Source organism: Actinocorallia aurea (genome assembly GCF_054783995.1).
On sequence record NZ_BAAGPQ010000002.1, the window covers coordinates 1,293,040 to 1,311,867 of the forward strand.

18 protein-coding genes are annotated in these 18,828 nt (G+C 70.4%); 8 read left to right on the forward strand and 10 right to left on the reverse strand.

Features of this window, described 5'->3' with window-relative positions; translation table 11 throughout:
* Positions 1–4 precede the first annotated feature (4 nt).
* Positions 5–2,809 (forward strand): ATP-binding protein, encoded by a 2,805-nt coding sequence (locus tag ACYVOM_RS06300; protein ID WP_460302245.1) that lies wholly within the window; start codon positions 5–7, stop codon positions 2,807–2,809.
* A 10-nt stretch (positions 2,810–2,819) separates the two neighbouring features.
* Positions 2,820–3,122 (forward strand): hypothetical protein, encoded by a 303-nt coding sequence (locus ACYVOM_RS06305; RefSeq protein WP_460302246.1) that lies wholly within the window; start codon positions 2,820–2,822, stop codon positions 3,120–3,122.
* Positions 3,123–3,181: 59 nt separating this feature from the next.
* Here ACYVOM_RS06305 and ACYVOM_RS06310 read toward each other — a convergent pair whose 3' ends face one another.
* From ACYVOM_RS06310 to ACYVOM_RS06350, 9 genes are all read right to left on the reverse strand, one after another.
* Positions 3,182–4,948 carry a hypothetical protein gene (locus ACYVOM_RS06310; RefSeq protein ID WP_460302247.1) on the reverse strand — a complete coding sequence of 589 codons (1,767 nt, stop codon included), beginning with the start codon at positions 4,946–4,948 and terminating at the stop codon, positions 3,182–3,184.
* A 197-nt stretch (positions 4,949–5,145) separates the two neighbouring features.
* Positions 5,146–6,252 (reverse strand): hypothetical protein, encoded by a 1,107-nt coding sequence (locus tag ACYVOM_RS06315; protein WP_460302248.1) that lies wholly within the window; start codon positions 6,250–6,252, stop codon positions 5,146–5,148.
* A 106-nt stretch (positions 6,253–6,358) separates the two neighbouring features.
* Positions 6,359–6,667 (reverse strand): DUF1416 domain-containing protein, encoded by a 309-nt coding sequence (locus ACYVOM_RS06320; protein ID WP_460302249.1) that lies wholly within the window; start codon positions 6,665–6,667, stop codon positions 6,359–6,361.
* 49 nt (positions 6,668–6,716) lie between these two features.
* Entirely contained in the window at positions 6,717–7,556 is an 840-nt protein-coding gene (locus tag ACYVOM_RS06325) for a sulfurtransferase (protein ID WP_460302250.1), read from the reverse strand.
* Positions 7,557–7,569: 13 nt separating this feature from the next.
* Positions 7,570–7,992, reverse strand: a complete 423-nt coding sequence (locus ACYVOM_RS06330) for a DUF4395 domain-containing protein (RefSeq protein ID WP_460302251.1) — start codon at positions 7,990–7,992, stop codon at positions 7,570–7,572.
* An 83-nt stretch (positions 7,993–8,075) separates the two neighbouring features.
* Positions 8,076–8,141 carry a putative leader peptide gene (locus tag ACYVOM_RS06335; RefSeq protein WP_413774902.1) on the reverse strand — a complete coding sequence of 22 codons (66 nt, stop codon included), beginning with the start codon at positions 8,139–8,141 and terminating at the stop codon, positions 8,076–8,078.
* Between the two features lie 123 nt (positions 8,142–8,264).
* Positions 8,265–8,576 (reverse strand): TlpA family protein disulfide reductase, encoded by a 312-nt coding sequence (locus ACYVOM_RS06340; protein WP_460302362.1) that lies wholly within the window; start codon positions 8,574–8,576, stop codon positions 8,265–8,267.
* Positions 8,577–8,719: 143 nt separating this feature from the next.
* Positions 8,720–9,424, reverse strand: a complete 705-nt coding sequence (locus ACYVOM_RS06345; RefSeq protein ID WP_460302252.1) for an LmeA family phospholipid-binding protein — start codon at positions 9,422–9,424, stop codon at positions 8,720–8,722.
* A 71-nt stretch (positions 9,425–9,495) separates the two neighbouring features.
* Positions 9,496–9,750, reverse strand: a complete 255-nt coding sequence (locus ACYVOM_RS06350) for a MoaD/ThiS family protein (protein WP_460302253.1) — start codon at positions 9,748–9,750, stop codon at positions 9,496–9,498.
* Positions 9,751–9,921: 171 nt separating this feature from the next.
* Between ACYVOM_RS06350 and ACYVOM_RS06355 the strand changes: the two genes are divergently transcribed.
* Positions 9,922–10,635 (forward strand): winged helix-turn-helix transcriptional regulator, encoded by a 714-nt coding sequence (locus ACYVOM_RS06355; protein ID WP_460302254.1) that lies wholly within the window; start codon positions 9,922–9,924, stop codon positions 10,633–10,635.
* Positions 10,636–10,941: 306 nt separating this feature from the next.
* Entirely contained in the window at positions 10,942–12,612 is a 1,671-nt protein-coding gene (locus tag ACYVOM_RS06360; protein ID WP_460302255.1) for an alpha/beta hydrolase, read from the forward strand.
* Between the two features lie 120 nt (positions 12,613–12,732).
* Here ACYVOM_RS06360 and ACYVOM_RS06365 read toward each other — a convergent pair whose 3' ends face one another.
* Positions 12,733–14,529 (reverse strand): bifunctional metallophosphatase/5'-nucleotidase, encoded by a 1,797-nt coding sequence (locus ACYVOM_RS06365; RefSeq protein ID WP_460302256.1) that lies wholly within the window; start codon positions 14,527–14,529, stop codon positions 12,733–12,735.
* 155 nt (positions 14,530–14,684) lie between these two features.
* Between ACYVOM_RS06365 and mshD the strand changes: the two genes are divergently transcribed.
* The 4 genes from mshD (at position 14,685) to pstA (ending at position 18,816) form a co-directional block, all read left to right on the forward strand.
* Positions 14,685–15,542: a mycothiol synthase gene (gene mshD, locus ACYVOM_RS06370; RefSeq protein ID WP_460302257.1), complete on the forward strand. Its 858-nt coding sequence runs from the start codon at positions 14,685–14,687 to the stop codon at positions 15,540–15,542.
* Positions 15,543–15,712: 170 nt separating this feature from the next.
* Positions 15,713–16,819, forward strand: a complete 1,107-nt coding sequence (gene pstS, locus ACYVOM_RS06375; protein WP_460302258.1) for a phosphate ABC transporter substrate-binding protein PstS — start codon at positions 15,713–15,715, stop codon at positions 16,817–16,819.
* A 129-nt stretch (positions 16,820–16,948) separates the two neighbouring features.
* Positions 16,949–17,929 (forward strand): phosphate ABC transporter permease subunit PstC, encoded by a 981-nt coding sequence (gene pstC / locus ACYVOM_RS06380; RefSeq protein ID WP_460302259.1) that lies wholly within the window; start codon positions 16,949–16,951, stop codon positions 17,927–17,929.
* Positions 17,926–18,816, forward strand: a complete 891-nt coding sequence (gene pstA / locus ACYVOM_RS06385) for a phosphate ABC transporter permease PstA (protein WP_460302260.1) — start codon at positions 17,926–17,928, stop codon at positions 18,814–18,816. Before pstC ends, pstA begins: the two co-directional genes overlap by 4 nt.
* Positions 18,817–18,828: the final 12 nt, after the last annotated feature.

Consider the following 18,828-nt stretch of genomic DNA (forward strand, 5'->3'; position numbering starts at 1 on the left):
GGCGATGGCCTCGGCGGAGCCCGCACCCGGGCCGTGGATGCGGATCGAGGCGGTGCCTGCGGCGCAGCGCACGGCATCGCCCGAATGGGACTTCCTCACCATGCTGCCCGCCGCGCTGTCGGCGGCGCAGCAGCGCCGCCCGTTCGTCGCGGGCTGGCTGTCGCGGGGCGGCGGCACCCCGCTGGAGCTGGTGACCAACGCGGTGTCGGCGGACGGCGGGCTGCTGTTCCCGAACGGGGCCCGCGGTGTGCCGTACCGGGCGGACTGGCTCGCCGAGGCGGCCCGGCTGGTGTGGACGCGCTGCCCCGGCCGCCAGGCGCCGCCGCTGCCCGCCGCGGCGGCCGAGGGCGCGTCGCTGTTCGAGTCGATGCTGGTGACGCTGCTGGGGCGGCCGTTCGGCTGGCTGGTCGCGGCCGAGGCGCGCAGCGAACCCGAGCTCGACGAGGAGATCCGGGCGGTCCGGCACGAGCTGCGCGTCGCCCGCCGCGACGAGCAGAGCGGGTTCGAGCGGCTGGAGCGCCGCCTCGCCGAACTCGACACCTACCGGGAAGGCGCGCTGTGGGACGTGCGGGTGCTCGCGGGCGCGGCGAGCGCCGCCGATCTGGAGCGGGTCGCGCCCGTCCTCGTCGGCTCGGTGGAGCTCGGCCACCACCCTTACCGGCTGCGCACCGGGCGAAGCGTGCAGATGCTGCGCGAGGCGCTGGCGGGCGCGGAGGACGGGTTCCCCTTCGCGGCGACGGCCGGGGTGCTCGCGCCGCTCGCCGGGCTGCCGCGCCGGGAGGTGCCGGGCGTGCGGGTGCTGGACTCCGGCTCCTTCGACGTCACCTCCGAGACCCCGCCGGGCGGCCTCGTCCTCGGCGACATCCTGGACGGGCGGGACAGGCCCGTCGGCGCGTTCACGGTGCCGCTGGAGACGCTGAACCGGCACGCTTTCGTCACCGGGGCGACGGGATCGGGCAAGTCCCAGACGGTGCGGCACCTGCTGGAGCAGTTGACGGCGGCGGGGGTCCCGTGGCTGGCGATCGAGCCCGCCAAGTCGGAGTACGCGGCGATGGCGGGCCGGATCGGCACCCCGGTGACCGTCGTGAACCCCTCGGATCCGGCGGCGGTCCCGCTGTCGGTCAACCCGCTCGCGCCCGAGCCGGGCTATCCCGTGCAGGCGCACATCGACATGGTCCGGGCGCTGTTCCAGGCGGCGTTCGCGGCCGACGAGCCGTTTCCGCAGATCATCGCGCAGGCTCTGCAGCGGGTGTACGAGGAGAACGGCTGGGATGTCGTGACGGGCGCGGGCAAGCCCGGCGCGCACGTCCCGCCCGCCGTCCCGACGCTGGAGCAGCTCCAGCGCGCCGCCCTGGAGGTCATCGACGACGTCGGCTACGGCAAGGAGCTGATGGCCGACGTGAAGGGCTTCGTGGACGTCAGGCTGCGGTCCCTGCGGATCGGGTCGGCGGGCCGGTTCTTCGAGGGCGGCCACGACGCCGACATCCGCGGGCTGCTGCGCGAGAACGTCGTCCTGGCGATCGAGGACGTGGCCAACGACGAGGACAAGGCGTTCCTCATGGGCACCCTCATCATCCGGGTGGTGGAGCATCTGCGGATGCGGGCGCGCGAGGAGCGTCCGCCGGGGCTGCGGCACGTCATCGTCATCGAGGAGGCGCACCGGCTCCTGCGGCACCGGGAGCACGCCGGCGCGCACGCGGTGGAGCTGTTCGCGGGGCTGCTCGCGGAGATCCGCGCCTATGGCGAGGGCATCGTGGTGGCCGAGCAGATCCCGGTGAAGCTCATCCCGGACGTCGTGAAGAACACCGCGCTGAAGATCGTGCACCGGCTTCCGGCCTACGACGACAGGCATGTGGTGGGTTCGGCGATGAACCTCGACACCGAGCAGTCGCGCGAGGTGGTGTCGCTGCGGCCGGGCGTCGCGGCGGTGTTCGCCGACGGGATGGACCGGCCGCTGCGCGTCCGCGTCCCGCACGGGGAGGGCAGGGAGCGCAGGATGCCGGGGCCGCCTCCGCCGATCGACGGGCGCCGGTCGGCGGCGTGCGGACGGGAGTGCCGGTCGGGCCGGGCGTGCTCGCTGCGGGAGCTGCGCGAGGCCGAACTGCTGGCGGGCGGGACCGAGCAGGCTTGGCTGCGGCTGTGGACCGACGTCCTGGTGCTCGCCCACCTGGTGAACCGGCCGCTGCCGGAGGTGCCCGCGGAGCTGGGCCGCGCCTGGCGGCGGCTCGCACCCCGCACCCGCGAGTGCATGCTCGCGACCGTCGTGGACCGGACCATCGACCGCCGGGCCCGCGCCCTGCGCGACACGTTCGACCCGGCGGACCTCACCTGGCACGTCACCGCCGCGGCGGGCGCCCTGCTGGGCGGGGCTGTCGCGACGCAGCCGCCGGGGCCGGGGTTCGTGATCCCGCAGCTGCGCTGGCTCCACGAGATAGACAAGCTCCTGCCTTTGGACGTCCCCGACCCCGACGCCCACGCGCCCGCCCCTCCCCTGGACTACGTCCTGCCCGGCCTGCGCTCCCGCGACCCCGCCGTCAAGATGGGCCACCGCCTCCACGCGCTGCGCCGTCATCCCCTGTCCATGGACCTCCCGGCGAACCGCCCCACCGCGCTCACCGCCCTCGTCGGCACCCCGCCCGACCCTTTCGAGACCGACCTGGACACGGTCTCCGTGGGCCTCCCCGCCGACGCCCATCTGGACCACCTGACGACGTCCCTGGCCGTCCCCTGGCTCCCGACCGTCCTGTCCTGGCCCGACCGCTTCATAGAACCGCCCCCCGACGAGCACCCCGACCTGCTGGAACGCTAGCCTCGACGGCATGTTGAACACGTTCAATCAGTGGATCGCCAAGGCCTTCGTCACCATGCTCGCCTTGGCGGTGCTCGGGTTCGGCCTCCTGTGGCCGGTGACGGTGCTGATGCTGGGCTCGTCGGCGGCGATACTCGGCGAGTACCCCGGCCTCGGGCTGTGGTCCCTGTTCCTGGTCACCGTGCCCGGTGTCGCGGGGGTCGCGGTGTTCCGGCTGCTGCTCGGCTTCCCCATCCGGTCGCCCTGGCTGCTGCCCCCGCTGGTCTTCCCCGCGCTGTGGCTGGCGCTGCCCGTCGCGTTCGCCTGGGCCTGAAGGCCGTCGGGCCGTGCCGCCGGGCCGTGCCGACCGGTTCGTGCCGACCAGTACGGGGATCAGTCCTTGCCGTCCGCCGTGAGGGGCACCGCCGTGGGGAGGGTGAGGATGCCCGGGTTGGTGTCGATGAGGTGGATGGTGCCCTCGTGGGCGAAGACCATGGCGGTGGGGGGAAGGTCCTGGAGCTGGCGGCGTTCGGGGCGGAAGTCGCGGGTCTGCTGGGGGGTGTGGGCGTCGGCGACGGTGCCGGGCCAGGGGCCGGTGCGGATGGCGTCCAGGAGGGTGGGGCCCACCTGGGCGGGCACGGCGACGGGCGCGGTCAGGATGTGCTCGTCCTGCTTGCGCCGGGCGTAGGCGATCGTCGACGGGTAGGGGCCCTTGGGCTCCTCCGGGGCTGTCTTCACGGTGGTCTCGGCGAGCAGGAGCCGGGGGTCGGCGCCCAGGTAGGCGGCGGCCGCGGCGGCGTCGTCGGCGTTGCCGAGGCGCATGAACCCGACGGCGCTGTTGCCGCGGCCGAGCCGTTCCCTGACGTGCGGCGGCACCGTCCGGTACAGCAGGACGAGGCCCGTGCCGGTCGTCTCGCAGGCGTCGGTGAGCCTGTCGAGGACGTCGCCGCGGAGCTTCTCCGCGCCGCAGAGGAACACGGTGTGGCCCCACGGGTGCTGCGCGGGCGACTGGCGCAGCAGGTGGGTGAGCACTGTCGCGACGTAGGTGCCGAGGACCTTGTTGGTGAGGACGCCCGCCCTGCGGTCGAGGGAGACGACGCGCAGCCGGGCCGGCGGCAGGTGGACGGTCTCGGCGCCGAGGTCGTCGAGCTTGCGGAGCTGGGATTCCAGCGTCCACGCGCGCTCCAGGACGACCCGGTCGGCGGCGGTCCTGCCGAACAGGGTGGTGAGCCGATCGAGCTGCGCCTCGGTGAGCAGGCCGGCGCGCAGGTCGTCGCGTGGGTCGCCGACCTGGCCGAGGGCGCGGAGCGCGGCGGTGATCTGGCTGATCCGCGGCGCGCCGCCGAGGACGGCGATGACCCGCTCCAGGATGGAGTTGTCGATGGAGGTGTCGCGGACCGTCGACTCGGCCTCGGTGGCGTTGACGACGACCGACAGCACGTCCGCGAGCGCCGACGGGCTCAGCCGCGCGCCGAGGTCGAAGCGGCGGAGGTCGGCGGGCAGCACCCAGACGAGGGGATCGTCGGCGGCGGCGCGCAGCAGGTCGCGGGCGACGGCCCCTTCCGACAGGTCGAGGACGGTCACCTGGGCGCCGGCCGCGAGGCGGGCCGAGCCCATGAGGGTGACGGCCGCGGACCATCCGGCGAGGGTGCCTCCGGCGACGTCGACACGGTCGACGCCGGGCGGGACGGGCACGGGATGCCATTCGGGCTGGCTCTCATAGGCGGCGCGCTGCTCTTCCCAGCGGATTCGGGCGCGGACATAGCCGTCCTCGGCCTCCGCGCGGCGCCGCTCCACCCTGGCCCGCTCCCCGTCCTGCCTGGCCCGCTCGGCGCGGCGGCGGATGCGCATCGCCTGCTCGCCCTGCCAGATGGCCCATCCGGTGATGCCCGCGACGACGGCGCAGGCCAGCAGCCCGACGAGCGCGAACGGCCACGGGAGCCAGTCGAGGACGCCGAGGACGAGCAGGAACGCCGCCGCCGCGCCCGAGGCGCCCGCGGTGTACTTGAGCGGCCGGTTGAGCAGGGTCTGCCCTTCGAAGCGCTCGGCCTCCTCCTGCCAGGTGGGGGCGCCCCGGACGTGCGAGGACGGAGGCCGGGGGGCCGGCCCCGGGTCGGGATGCGCCTGGGCGTAGCGCCAGCCGACGAACACCCGGTCCATAACCGTGCGGCCCACCTCACGTCGTCCAGGTCCGGCGCCTCCGCGGAGGTCGCCGGTGTGCAGGTTTCCTACTCGTCACAGAGTAAGAAGGTTGCCCGTTATCCGCCCCGAGTTCAACGGAACAGGCAGGGAGCCTTCATGCCAAGTCGGGCATATGACACATTTCACCCGGGTGTCGCCCGCCGTCCGCCGGCGGGTCACTGGAACGCGAGGACCGCGCTCAGCTCCGCGCCCAGCTCGCCGGACGCCTTGTTGGCGACGCCGCCCTTGTCGGTCTTGCCCATGTCCGACCGGTACGCCATCGCGAAGAGCGCGAGGTTGCCCTTGATCTGGATCTGGGACCAGGTCTGGACGGGCGACTTGCCGAACGACTTCACCCCACTGCCCTTCTTCGGGGCGATGAGGTACGGGTACTTGCCCGCGCGCTTGACCGCGGCCGCCGCGTCGGCGTTCTTCAGCGGCATGATGATGACGGTCACGACCGCGTCCTTCTTGGGACTGCTGTAGACCGCGCCCCGGTACTGCCCTATGCAGGGGTTCTTGGCGAGCGCCTTGCGCAGGGCCTTCGGCGCGATGGACGGGCACTTGCCCGACGCGGTCCCGGCCCGCGTGTAGGTCGTGCCGAACGCCGTCTTCACCGACGCCTTGAGGATGTCGGGCACCTGCCGCGGCTCGGACGCGGCAGGAAGGGTCGGCGCCTCCGTCGGCACGGCCGACACCGTCGGCATGGGCGGCACGCTCACCGACGGCATCGAGACCTCGGGGGGCTTCTTCTCGTCGTCGCTCCTGACGAAGTGCATCGCGACGAGCCCCGCGACGAGGACCACCACGATCGCGGTGATCGCCCCGATCGCGAAGACGACGGGATTGGGCTTGGGCGCGAGCGGCGGCGGCGGGGGGAATCCGCCCTCGCCGAAAGGCGCGGGAGAGCCCTGCGGCGGGTAACCCGGCCCGTAAGGCGGCGCGAAAGGCGGCGGGGTGCCTTGGGCGAAGGGCTGCGGGGCGGGGAACGGCGGCGGCGTGCCCGGCGCGAACGGCGGCGGCGTGCCGGGTCCGGGCTGCGGAGCCGCGGCGGGAGGCTGCGGAGCCTCGCCTTGCGAGGCCGCGTCGTGCGGAAAGGCGCCATGCGGCAAGACGCCCTGCTGGGCTGCGCCCTGCTGGGCGTCGGAGGGCTGGGCGAAGGACGGCGGCGCGCCCTGCGGCTGACCGGGGTGCACCAGTGGCGTGCCGAGCTGCGTTTCCTCGCCGGGAGCCTGCGGCGGGTGCTGGTACGGGAACGGGTCTTGGTTGCCGGGGTCGACCATACGAACGCACTTTACCTTTCCTTGACGCGGCGCCCCACTGTCCGGACGCGAGAAGGCCCCGCGACGCGGTGCGCGTCACGGGGCCCTCACTTGCGAGCGGGTCCGCTCAGATGGCCACTTCGAGGCCGGCGATCGTGCCGGTCTCCGCGGTCACCGAGGAGTCCACGCTGACCCCGCCGGGGGCCAGGACGCGGACGGTCCACGAGCCGTCGGCGGCGAAGAAGCGGAAGACGCCTTCCTCGCTGGTCACGACCTCAGCGGTGAACTCACCGCTGGAGTCGAGCAGGCGGGCGTAGGCGCCCGACACCGGGGAGCCGTCCCGCAGGACGGTGCCCTGGATCACGGCCTCGTTGTTGAGGTCGACGGTGGCCGGAATGTGGGCGGTCTGGGCCGGGGCGGCGCATCCCTGGGTCATGACTGTGTCTCCCTAGAGCTTCTCTTACCGAACTGGCTTCGGCCGGGTGTTACTTGGCGGGGCCGAGTTCGATCGGCACGCCCACGAGCGAGCCGTACTCGGTCCAGGAACCGTCGTAGTTCTTGACGTCGGGCAGGCCCAGCAGCTCCTTGAGCGCGAACCAGGTGTGCGAGGAGCGCTCGCCGATGCGGCAGTAGGCGATGATCGGCTTGGCGAGGTCGACACCGGCCTCGGTGTACAGCTCGCGCAGCTCCTCGTCGGACTTGAAGGTGCCGTCGTCGTTCGCGGCCTTCGACCACGGGATGCTGCGGGCGGTCGGCACGTGGCCGGCGCGCTGCGCCTGCTCCTGCGGGAGGTGGGCCGGGGCGAGCAGCTTGCCGGAGAACTCGTCGGGGGAGCGGACGTCGATCAGGCCCTTGGTGCCGATCGCGTCGACGACTTCGTCGCGGAAGGCGCGGATCGCGAGGTCCTGCGCCTTGGCCTTGTAGTCGGTGGCCGGGCGGGTCGGGACGTCCTTGACCAGCTCGCGGGAGTCCAGCTCCCACTTCTTGCGGCCGCCGTCGAGGAGCTTGACGTTCTCGTGGCCGTAGAGCTTGAAGTACCAGTACGCGTAGGCCGCGAACCAGTTGTTGTTGCCGCCGTACAGGATCACGGTGTCGTCGTTCGCGATGCCCTTGGACGAGAGCAGCTGCTCGAAGCCGACCTGGTCGACGAAGTCGCGGCGGACCGGGTCCTGCAGCTCGGTCTGCCAGTCGATCTTGATGGCGCCACGGATGTGGCCCCCGTCGTAGGCGGAGACGTCCTCGTCGACCTCGACCAGCACCAGGCCGGGGGCGTCAAGGTTGGCCTCGACCCAGGCGGCGTCCACCAGGACGTCGTTGCGGCTCATTACGGAACCTCCTCTAGGAGAACTTCTTCTTCGGCGTGACACGCTTGATGATCAGAAACATTTCGCACCCGAGGCAGAACGAGAACGCGGCGTTCAGGAACGCCGCCCCGAGGGCGAAGGCGGTGGCTGTGATGCCCAGCCACGTGGCTCCCAGGCTGTATCCGGCCACGCCCACCAGCGCGAACACGAGACCGACACCCTGCGCGAATCGCGGCGGGGCCTCGTCTTCGAGTTCTCCTGGCGGGCCCAAGCGCGGCCGTACGAAGCGGGCGAAGAGCTGCCCGTACGGATGGTGACGCAATCCGAAGAAGACTCCGACGGCGAACACCACGGCCTGAGCGGCGAGAAGCACCCAGTTCCCGGTGAGAAGGACGGCCAGCAGGACGATCGAGGTCGCTGCGGCAGCGAAACGCTGCCCTCGCGGGTCGACTCTCATGATGGGTTCGCTCCCTCAGGAAGCAAGAGGTGCGGGCGCCTGGACGGTGCGGGTACTCCCCGCGACAGCGGCTACGGCTGTTCTCAGGCCATGCGACAGAGCGCTGTGGCGACGCGGCAGTAATCGACCGCCCGTCGCTTCGTCAGCATCTGCTCTGTCCAGTAACGCACGGACCCGATGTTACGAGCCTTCTCGCCGGATGTCACCCCCGTCTCGTATGACGAGACGATTACCACGCGGTAAGGAGATCATTTCGGCAGGTAGGAAGGGGTTCAGACCGTGGTGGAACGGCCCAAAGCGGCGATGACATCGGCTTTGCGGGGCTGTCCGGAAGCCCGTTGCACGATCGCGCCCCCGGCGTCGAGGACGAAGACCGTCGGGGTCTTCAGGACGTTCAGCTCGCGGACGAGGTCGAGGTGGTCCTCGGCGTCGATCTCGATGTGGCGGACCCCGTCGACCATGCCGGCCACGTCCGCGAGGACGCGCCGGGTCGCCCGGCAGGGCGCGCAGAACGCGGAGGAGAACTGGAGGAGGGTGGCCCGCTCCCCCAGCTCGAAGTCCCAGGTGCGCGTCTGCTCCGCCATCTTCTTCTGCGCCTTCAGCCGTCCGCCCCGCCGCTGCCTGACCAGCCCGAAGACCGTGCACACGGCGAGGGTCGCCGCGGCGACGAGAACTCCGGTCATGCCCGCAATCTACGCGACGGGCATGACCGATCGTCTCGCCCGCGTTACAGGGCGCCCTGGTCGAGCGGGACGTTCACTGCCTCTCCGGTGACGCGGAGGCCCGCGTCCGTCGGCGAGACGTCGGTGATCTTCGCGCCGAGCGGGAGGCCGACGACGGGGATCGTGTAGGTGAACATCTCCTTGACCGAGGCGAGCGGCACCTGGATGCCGACGGCGGTCACCTTCTCGGGCACGACCGCGACGCCCTTGGCGGTCACCTTGAGGGAGACGATCAGGTCGATCGGGACCTCGCCGACGAGCGGGGCCTGGTAGGTGCCCTTGGCCAGGACGTTGCCGTCGGCGCTGCGGGAGACCGCGGTCACCCCGCGCTCGGCGAGCTGCTTCTGCACGACGCCGTAGGGGATGACGGCCGAGGCGATGGCCTTGTCCGCGGTGATCGACGAGGAGTCGCCGCTCATCAGATCCGACAGCGGCGCGTTCAGGCCCTCGACCCGCAGCGCGACGTCCTGGAAGGTGACGCCCTGGTCGGCGTAGTCGCCGATCTCGATGTCGACGGAGTCGTACTTGCCGGACAGCGCCTGGGTGAGGAACGGGAAGCCGCCGAAGGAGACCGCGGGCTCGCTCGTCAGCCGGTACTGGACCGCGACCTGCCGGGCGACCTCCGCCTCCGCGCGGGACTCCGCGAACCGGTCGGCGCCGAAGACTCCGGCGAGGATCAGCACGAGCAGGACGAGCAGCACCTTGCGCATCAGGCCTCCGGGTTCCCTGGGCTACCAACGGTGAGACGAAGGGTAGTGCCGGAAAAGTTCTCGATGTGACCTCAACCACCCGCGAACGGCGGCAGAACCTCCAGCACGCCTCCCTCGGGAAGCCCGACGGACGCGTGCGGGCGGACTCCGACGGGAGCGCCGTCGATGAGGAACGAGCTGCGCCGAAGGACGTCGCGGAACGCGGCATCCCTTCCCGCGCAGGCGTTCTCCAGGGCTTGCGCGACGTTCTCGGCAGCGTATGGTTCTTCCGCGACACCGGCGGCGGCCTTGGCCGCGGCCCAGTAGCGGATCACTCCGTTGGCCATCGTCCAAGGATCTCATTCATGTATCGCCCGTAATGAATCGGTCGGCCGACCATTGCCGGTTTCGAGGGCTCGTATAAGCTTCTAGCGAAGGATCCGGGCGATGAGGCCCCCGGGTCCTTGACGTCTTTAAGGGGAGATTCACCCCCGAAAGGCAAGAGAGGGAGGCGGCCGTTGAGCAGCTTGCTGTTGCTCACCAACGCGCTGGAACCGTCAGATGAGGTTCTTCCGGCGTTGGGTTTGCTCTTGCACTCGATCCGCGTCGCACCGGCGGAGGCGTCCGCCCTGATCGACGCACCACCCGCCGACGTGATCCTCGTCGACGCGCGCCGCGACCTGGTGCAGGCCAAGAGCCTGTGCCGGCTGCTGCGCACGACCGGTCTTGACTGCCCGCTGATGGCCGTCGTCACCGAGGGGGGCCTCGCTGCCCTCACCCCCGAATGGGGACTCGACGACGTGCTGCTGCAGGCGTCCGGTCCGGCGGAGGTCGAGGCAAGGCTCCGACTCGCGATCGGCCGCTCGTCGGCCGGCGAGGCGGAGGACCAGCCCGGAGAGATCCGTTCCGGCGACCTGACCATCGACGAGGCGACCTACACCGCCCGGCTCCGCGGCCGGGTGCTCGACCTCACCTTCAAGGAGTTCGAGCTGCTGAAGTACCTGGCGCAGCACCCCGGCCGGGTCTTCACCCGCGCCCAGCTGCTCCAGGAGGTCTGGGGATACGACTACTTCGGCGGCACCCGCACCGTGGACGTCCACGTGCGCCGCCTGCGCGCCAAGCTCGGCGCGGAGTACGAGTCCCTGATCGGCACGGTCCGCAACGTCGGCTACCGCTTCGTCCCCGACCACCGCCCCGGTGCCGAGGAAGAGGCGCTGGCCGGCAAGAACTGAACATGATCTCGCCATCGGCCGCTGGAACGTTCCTACCGGCCAGTAGCGGAGTCATCGCAGGCTGAGACGCCCCCGTGCGACGTTGCCCGGGGGCTCTTCGCGTTCAACGGACCCCGCGCGAGCGCCGTACGACCCCTCTGCCGCTTCGTCTGCGGAACGTCTCGGTCGAGACTCGAAAGGGCGACTTTCGGGCCGCGTGTATTTACCCGCCGCTTATGTCCGTGAAACTCTCCTTGAGAACTCTGTAGGGAGGGCCCCCGGCCGACATCGGCCGGGGGCCCTCCCGTTTGTCCGCGAGGAGGATGCATGCGGCGTAGCGTCGCCCGATGGGCCGGTCCCGTCCTAACCCTGGCCCTGGTGGGAGCGGCCCTCAGCCCGACGGGCGCCACAGCCGCTCCCGACCCCTTCCGCGCGCTCCCCGCCGCGAAGATCAAGTGGGAGAACTGCTTCGGGCCCCTGATCGGCGCGCCCGCCGCGTACGGACGGCTCCAGTGCGGGACGCTCAAGGCGCCCCTCGACTGGCGGAAGCCGAGCGGCAAGAAGATCACCCTCACCGTCTCCCGGCTGAAGGCGCTGAGCGGCAAGCCCAAGGGCGTGCTGTTCACCAACCCGGGCGGCCCCGGCGGACCCGGCCTCGAACTGCCCCTGCTGTTCGTCGAGGCGGGCCGCAAGAGCATGCTCAAGAACCTCGACATCATCGGGATCGACCCGCGCGGCACCGGCTACGGCACCCAGGCGAGCTGCGGGAACCTCACCTACGCGGTGGGCGACGCGCGCAAGGCGTCCGGCGCGAACGCGCTGCTCGCCGCGGCGAAGAAGAACGCGGCGGCCTGCCAGAAGAAGGGCGCCAAGGCCCTCCCGTCCAAGTACGTGACGACCTGGCAGACGGTCCACGACCTCGAGTGGATCCGGCGCGCCATGCGCGACTCGTCCGGCGCCCAGGTCAAGAAGATCGACTGGCTCGGCTACTCGGCCGGCACCTGGCTCGGCGCGCACTACGCGCGGTACTTCCCCGAGCGGACCCGCCGCTTCGTCCTCGACTCCAACGTGGACTTCACCTCCACCTGGCAGCGGGCGAGCACCCTCCAGGCGAAGGGCTTCCACACCCGCTTCGTCAAGCAGTTCGCGCCTTGGGTCGCCGCGAACGACGCGACGTACAAGCTCGGCAAGACCGCCAAGGACGTCCTCGCCCAGTACGAGAAGGTCCGCACCTCCCTCCTCAAGACGGGCGGCGTCGAGGTCGTGTACGAGATCGACGAGGGGGTGACCGCCGAGGAGGTCATCGACGGCCCGGCCCTCGACTACATGCTCGCCAACGCGATGTACGCGAAGATGGCGTTCCCGTACGCGGCGGAGAACCTGAACTACGTGATCTCGCTGGTGTTCCCGGCTGCGGCGCGCGCCCGCGGCGGGAAGCTGGTGCTGGCCAAGAACCCGTACGCGGGGATGGACGCCACGTACCTCAACACCACCTGCAACGACGCGAAGTGGAAGGGCTCGGTCAACGACCTCAAGGCCCAGGCCGTCGCGTCCGGCAAGAAGTACCCGCTCATGGGCTACTACCTCGTCGACAACCCCTGCGTGTACTGGAAGAACCCGGCGGGCAACCCCGTCCTGAAGCACCTGACGGGCCGGAAGGGCCCGCGGATGCTGATGATCCAGACCGCCCTGGACCCCGCCACGCCGATGGAAGGCGCGGTCGCGGCCCACAAGAAGTACCCCAACAGCCGCCTGGTCACCGTCAAGAACGAGGGCGACCACGCGATCTACCTGGGCGGCAACTCCTGCGTCGACAGGATCGTCGAGAACTACCTGATCAACGGCAAGTACCCGAAGGCCGGCACCTCCTGCAAGGGCACCCCGCTGCCCACCGCTTACGTCCCGTCGGCGGACGAGCCCCTCCGCGGCACCAACCCGATCTACCGCCTGGCCGACATCGCCGAGCAGGTGCGCCCCCTGTTCTCCCTCCCGAAGTAACTGCGTTGGATTGCGCCGCCTTCGGCGTCGCGTGATCGGGCGCCTGAGATCCCGGCGCTGCCGAAGTGAAAATCGTGAATGAGGCCCGCTCCGGGGAGCGGGCCTCATTCACGCTTCAGCTCAGTACTTGATGCGGGTGGTGGCGGGCGGGGAGACGGGGGAGTTGGCGGTGAGGTACGCGGTGAAGCCGTCGAGGTCGAGGGGGCCGCTCCACAGGTCGGTGCCCTGCGTGAAGACGGAGAAGCCGTCTCCGCCGCCGACGAGGAAGTTGTTGGCGGAGACGCGGTAGGAGGCGGCGGGGTCGACGGGGGCGCCGTCGATCTCGATGCCGCTGACGCGGTCGCCGAACGCGTTGGCGAGGGTGGCGGTGTAGGTCAGGCTGGCGGACGGCTGGAGCACCGCGGTGCGGGCGGCGGTCCACTGCTGCTCCAGCAGCGCGTCGATCTGCGCGCCGGTGAGCGTCACGACCTGCATGAGGTTGCTGAAGGGCTGGACCGTGAACGCCTCGCCGTAGGTGATGACGCCGTCGGGCGCGTAAAGCAGGTCGGTGCGGATGCCGCCGGGGTTCATCAGCGCGATCTGGGCGCCGCCGCCGGTCTTGGTCGCGGCGAGCTGGGAGTCGGCGATGAGGTCGCCGAGCGGGCTCTCACCGGCCGGGGTGGCCTTCCGGTCGATGTCGGCGGTGACGGAGCCGACCTGCTTGTTGGCGACGCCGGCGACCCGGTCCTTCCAGGTCTGGACGAACGTGGCGGTGTCCTCGTCCGAAATGGCGCGGGTGACGATCTGGTTGTCGATGGTCACCGAGGAGCGGTCGATCTCGCCGGTCTTGCGGGAGATCTCGAGGTCGACCTGGGAGATGACCCGGCCGAAGGAGCCGCCCTGGCTGTAGAGGCGGTCGTTGCCGGCGGGGTCCTTCACCGTGCAGACGTAGGCCTGGTGCGAGTGGCCCGAGAGGATGAGGTCGATCTCGGGGTCGGCGTTCGCGGCGATCTCGGTGCCGGCGCCGGCGCTGCCGTCGGGGTCGGTGGTGGTCGAGCAGGTGTCGGGGGACTTGCCGGTCAAGACGTTGTCGCCCTCGTGCACGAGCAGCACCTGGGCGTCGACGCCGAGTTCCTTCAGCAGCCGGGAGCCGAACTCGGCGGACTTGACGACGCCGCCGAACCTCAGGCCGGCGATTCCGGCCGCGGTGACGATGTTCGGCGTGTTCTCGGTGACCGCGCCGATGAAGCCGATCTCCTGGCCGTTCATCTCGCGGACGGCGATGGGCGGCAGCGCGGGCACGCCGTACTTCTTGACGAGGGCCGCCAGCCGCTTCTTGTTGATCTTGGACAGCAGCTCCATGCCCGGGACCTTGGGCAGCCTGGTGCCGTCTTCGAGGAAGACGTTCGCGCCGATGTACTGGTACTCGGCGCCCTTCCACTCGCCCGCCGGGGACGCCCCGTCGACGGGGTGGGAGCCGCCCTTCATGATCCGCTTGAGCTCGTCGTAGCCCTCGTCGAACTCGTGGTTGCCGACCGAGGAGACGGTGATGCCGAGGTCGCCGAGGAACTCGACGCTGGGCTCGTCGTGGTAGGCGGCGGAGATCAGCGGGGTCGCGCCGATGAGGTCGCCCTGGGCGACCTTGAGGGTGTTCTCGTCCGACAGCCGGTCCATCCACGCCGCGATGTGGGCGGCGCCGCCGGCCTCGACGGTCGCGCCGGTCTCGTCGACCATCCGGCCGGACGAGCCGGTGGGCGGCTCAAGGTTGCCGTGGAAGTCGTTGAGGGCGAGGATGCGGACCGGGACTGAGGGGTCCTTGGGGCCCTTCGGCTTCGGCTCGGCCTGCACGGCGGGGGCCGTGGCGGCGGCCAGCACGGCGGCGACGGTGCCGGCGAGCAGGGTGTTGCGGAGGCTGCGCGTCCTTCTGGAGGGCATCATGCGGATCCTTCGGGAGTACGGAGACAGGAGTCCACGGATGACACTAAAGATCTCCGTCATACGTGTCACTTGGAGATTGATGAGAACATCTCCGAGTGCACGGAGTGCGGCCTGGTGGTGACGTACGAACGGACTGACGAATAAGCTGGCGATCTATGGTCGTCGTGCATGAGTTGTCAGCCCAGCAGTCCGCCTCCGTCCTCGATCTGGCCGAGCGGGCCGCCGAGGCCGACGGCGTTGCCCCCCTGTCCGAGCAGACCCTGCTGGCCGTGCGGCACGGCGGCGGCGAGCACCATCTCGTCCACGAGGGCGACGTGCTCGCCGGCTACGCCTTCGCCGAGGCCGGGTCCGCCGAGGTGGTCGTGGACCCGGCGCTGCGCCGCCGCGGCATCGGCGCCCGGCTGCTGGCCGAGCTGCCGCAGGACGTCCGGATCTGGGCGCACGGCGACCTTCCCGGCGCCGCCGAACTCGCCGCGTCCCAGGGACTGCGGCCCGTCCGGACCCTCCTGCAGATGCGCCGTCCGCTGGCAGAGCCGCTGCCGGTGAACCGGGTCCACGCCGGATACACGCTGCGCACCTTCCAGCCAGGCGACGCCGCGGCCTGGCTCCGCCTCAACGCCGCCTCCTTCGCCTCCCACCCCGAACAGGGCCAGTGGACGGAGGAGGACCTCCGCCGCCGGATGGCCGAGTCCTGGTACGACCCCAAGGGCTTCTTCGTCGCCACCAAGGACGACAAGCTCGTCGGCTTCCACTGGACGAAGGTGCATCCGGCCGAGCCCGGCCACCCCCACGGGATGGGCGAGGTCTACGTCGTCGGAGTCGATCCGGCGCAGCAGGGAGTGGGCCTGGGACGCTCGCTCACGCTCCGTGGCCTGTATCACCTGAAGGATCTCGGCCTGGACACCGTCCTGCTCTATGTCGACGGCGAGAACACCAGTGCCGTGAGGCTTTACGAGTCCCTCGGGTTCCGCCGGTACCAGGTCGACGTCCAGTTCGGACGCTCGTTCACCTGACGGCAACGCCAAATCGAGACATTCTTCCCGAAGCATCCCAACGCTGTTCACTCTGCGTTCACCTGGACCGCTCCGAGCCGTTCACCTGGGCTTCCTACCTTCATTCCTGACGGTGACCCCACCTCCCTGACCTAGCACGGGGATCACCGCATCGACTGGAGGAACAACCCGTGAAGAACGGCATCCGGCTTGCGGCCCTCGGCGGCGTCATCCTGAGCGGCGCCCTGTCGCTCTCCGCCTGCGGCTCTGACAACAACGCCGACGTGGACGCCTCGACGGCGCCCGAGAGCGGCAACTGCGTCGAGGCCACCGTGAACGCCGCCGGTTCGAGCGCGCAGAAGAACGCGATCGACGAGTGGATCAAGAACTACACCGCGAACTGCGCCGGTGCCGTTCTGAACTACAACCCGAGCGGTTCGGGCGCGGGCATCGAGGCGTTCAACGCCAAGCAGGCGTCCTTCGCGGGCTCTGACTCCGCCCTCAAGCCCGAAGAGGCCACCGCCGCGCAGGCCCGCTGCGCCGGCAACACCGCGCTGAACCTGCCGATGGTCGTCGGCCCGGTCGCGGTGGCCTACAACCTGGAGGGCGTCGACGGCCTCCAGCTCTCCCCCGAGACCCTGGCGAAGATCTTCGCGGGCGAGATCAAGAAGTGGAACGACCCGGCGATCGCCGCGGACAACCCCGACGCGAAGCTGCCGGACACCGACATCACCACCGTGCACCGCGCGGACGAGTCGGGCACCACCGACAACTTCACCAAGTACCTCACCGCCGTCGCCCCCGACGTGTGGAAGTTCGAGGGCGGCAAGGTCTGGACCGCCCCCGGCGGCCAGGGCGGCACCAAGTCCGACGGTGTGACCACGCTGATCAAGCAGTCCGCGGGCTCCATCGGCTACATCGAGATGTCCTACGCCGAGAACGCGGCGCTGTCCACCGCCAAGGTGAAGAACGGCGCGGGCGAGTACGCCGAGCTGAGCGCCGACTCGGCCTCCAAGGCCATCGCGGGCGCCAAGATCGTCGGCACCGGCAACGACCTCGCGCTGGAGCTCGACTACAAGACCGCGACCCCGGGCGCCTACCCGATCGTCCTGGTCACCTACGAGATCGCCTGCGAGAAGGGCCTCACCGGCACCGAGGGCGAGTTCGTGAAGTCGTTCCTCACCTACACCTCCTCCGACGCGGGCCAGGCGGCCCTCAAGGGCCTCGGCTACGCGCCGATCCCCGCGGAGATCATCGCCAAGGTGCGCGCCTCCGTGGACGCCATCTCGGCCGCCTGAGACCGCTCTCTCTAGAAACCGAGCAGGGCACTGAGCGCAGAGCAGGACCGAAGCCCCTCCGCCGAGACCGGCGGAGGGGCCTCACCCGGTTACAGGGAAATGGCAAAAGATCCCGAGGGAGGGGCTGGTGTGACCAGCATCGACGACGTCCAGAGCAGGGCCGTCGGCGCGGCGCGGAAGAGAAGGGCGATCAGCACGGGCAGGAAGGGCGACCGGATCTTCTCCGGCGCGGCCCTCGGCTCCGGCACGCTCGTTCTCATCATCATGGGTGCGATCTCGCTCTTCCTGGTGTGGAAGGCCATCCCCGCCCTCCGGGCCAACGAGGGCAGCTTCCTCACCGACACCCAGTGGCTCGCCAACAACGACCCGCCGCGATTCGGCATCGCCCAGCTCACCTTCGGCACGCTGATGTCGGCTGCCCTCGCCCTCCTCATGGCCACGCCCGTCTCCATCGGGATCGCGCTGTTCATCTCCTTCTACGCGCCGCGCAGGCTCGCCGATGGGCTGGGCTTCGTGGTGGACCTGCTCGCGGCGGTGCCCAGCATCGTCTACGGCCTGTGGGGCCTGCACTTCCTGGTGACGAACTCCGAGGGCGTCGTGGAGTTCCTCAACACCTGGCTCGGCTGGATCCCGCTGTTCGCGGGCGACAACGTGGGCGGCCAGTCGATCTTCATCGGCTCTGTGGTGCTGGCGATCATGATCCTGCCGATCATCTCCTCCATCTCCCGCGAGGTCTTCCTCCAGGTCCCGACGCCGCACATCGAGGCGGCGCAGGCGCTCGGCGCGACCCGCTACGAGACGATCCGCCTGGCGGTGCTGCCCTACGGCCGCTCCGGCGTCGTCAGCGCGATGATGCTCGGACTCGGCCGCGCGCTCGGCGAGACCGTCGCCATCGCGCTGGTGCTGTCCACCGTGGTCGGGATCAACTGGCGCATCCTGGAGCCCGGCGGCAACACCTTCGCCGCCAACATCGTGCGCAGCTTCCCCGAATCGGGCGAGATCGGCCGCAGCGCCCTCATCGCCTCCGGCCTCGTGCTCTTCCTCATCACGATGGTCGTCAACATGGGCGCCCGCGCGATCGTCTCCCGCCGCAAGGAGTTCACCGAATGAGCGCCGTCACCACCAAGACGAGCCTCGCGATCCCCGCGACGTCGGCCGGTCGCAAGATCAAGGACAGGATCGTCCTCGTCGCGGTCTACATCGCCTTCGCGCTCGCCGTCATCCCGCTGATCAGCGTGCTCTACAAGGTGATCAGCGAAGGCATCGGGGTCATCAGCTCCGACTTCCTGCTGCGCTCGATGAACGGCATCGGCGCCCGCGACGCGGGCGGCGGCATCTACCACGCCATCGTCGGCACGTTCCAGCAGGTGCTGCTCGCCAGCGTGATGGCCATCCCGGTCGCGGTGCTCACCGCCATCTACCTCGTCGAGTACGGCCGGGACAAGCGGCTCGCCCGCGTCATCAGCTTCTTCGTCGACGTCATGACGGGCATCCCGTCGATCGTCGCCGGCCTGTTCGTCGCCAGCTTCTGGATCCTCATCCTCGGCTTCAAGGAGTCCGGCTTCGCCGGCGCGCTCGCCTTGGCCGTGCTGATGATCCCCACCGTCGTCCGCTCCGCCGAGGAGATGCTCAAGCTCGTCCCGAACGAGCTGCGCGAGGCCTCCTACGCGCTCGGCGTTCCGCGGTGGCGCACGATCACCAAGGTCGTCCTGCCGACCGCCTTCACCGGCATCATCACGGGCATCATGCTGGCGGTCGCCCGCGTCATGGGCGAGACCGCGCCGCTGGTCCTGACGATCTGGGTCACCAAGGTGATCAACTTCAACCCGTTCAGCGGAGCGCAGTCGTCGCTGCCGACCTACATCTGGGAGCAGAGCACCGACTCCCAGCTCGTCGCCGTCGACCGCGCCTGGGGCGCCGCCCTCACGCTCATCTTCATCATCATGGTCCTGAACCTCGGCGCGCGGCTGATCGCGCGCAGGACCTCGATCCGATAGCCGTCCCAGGAC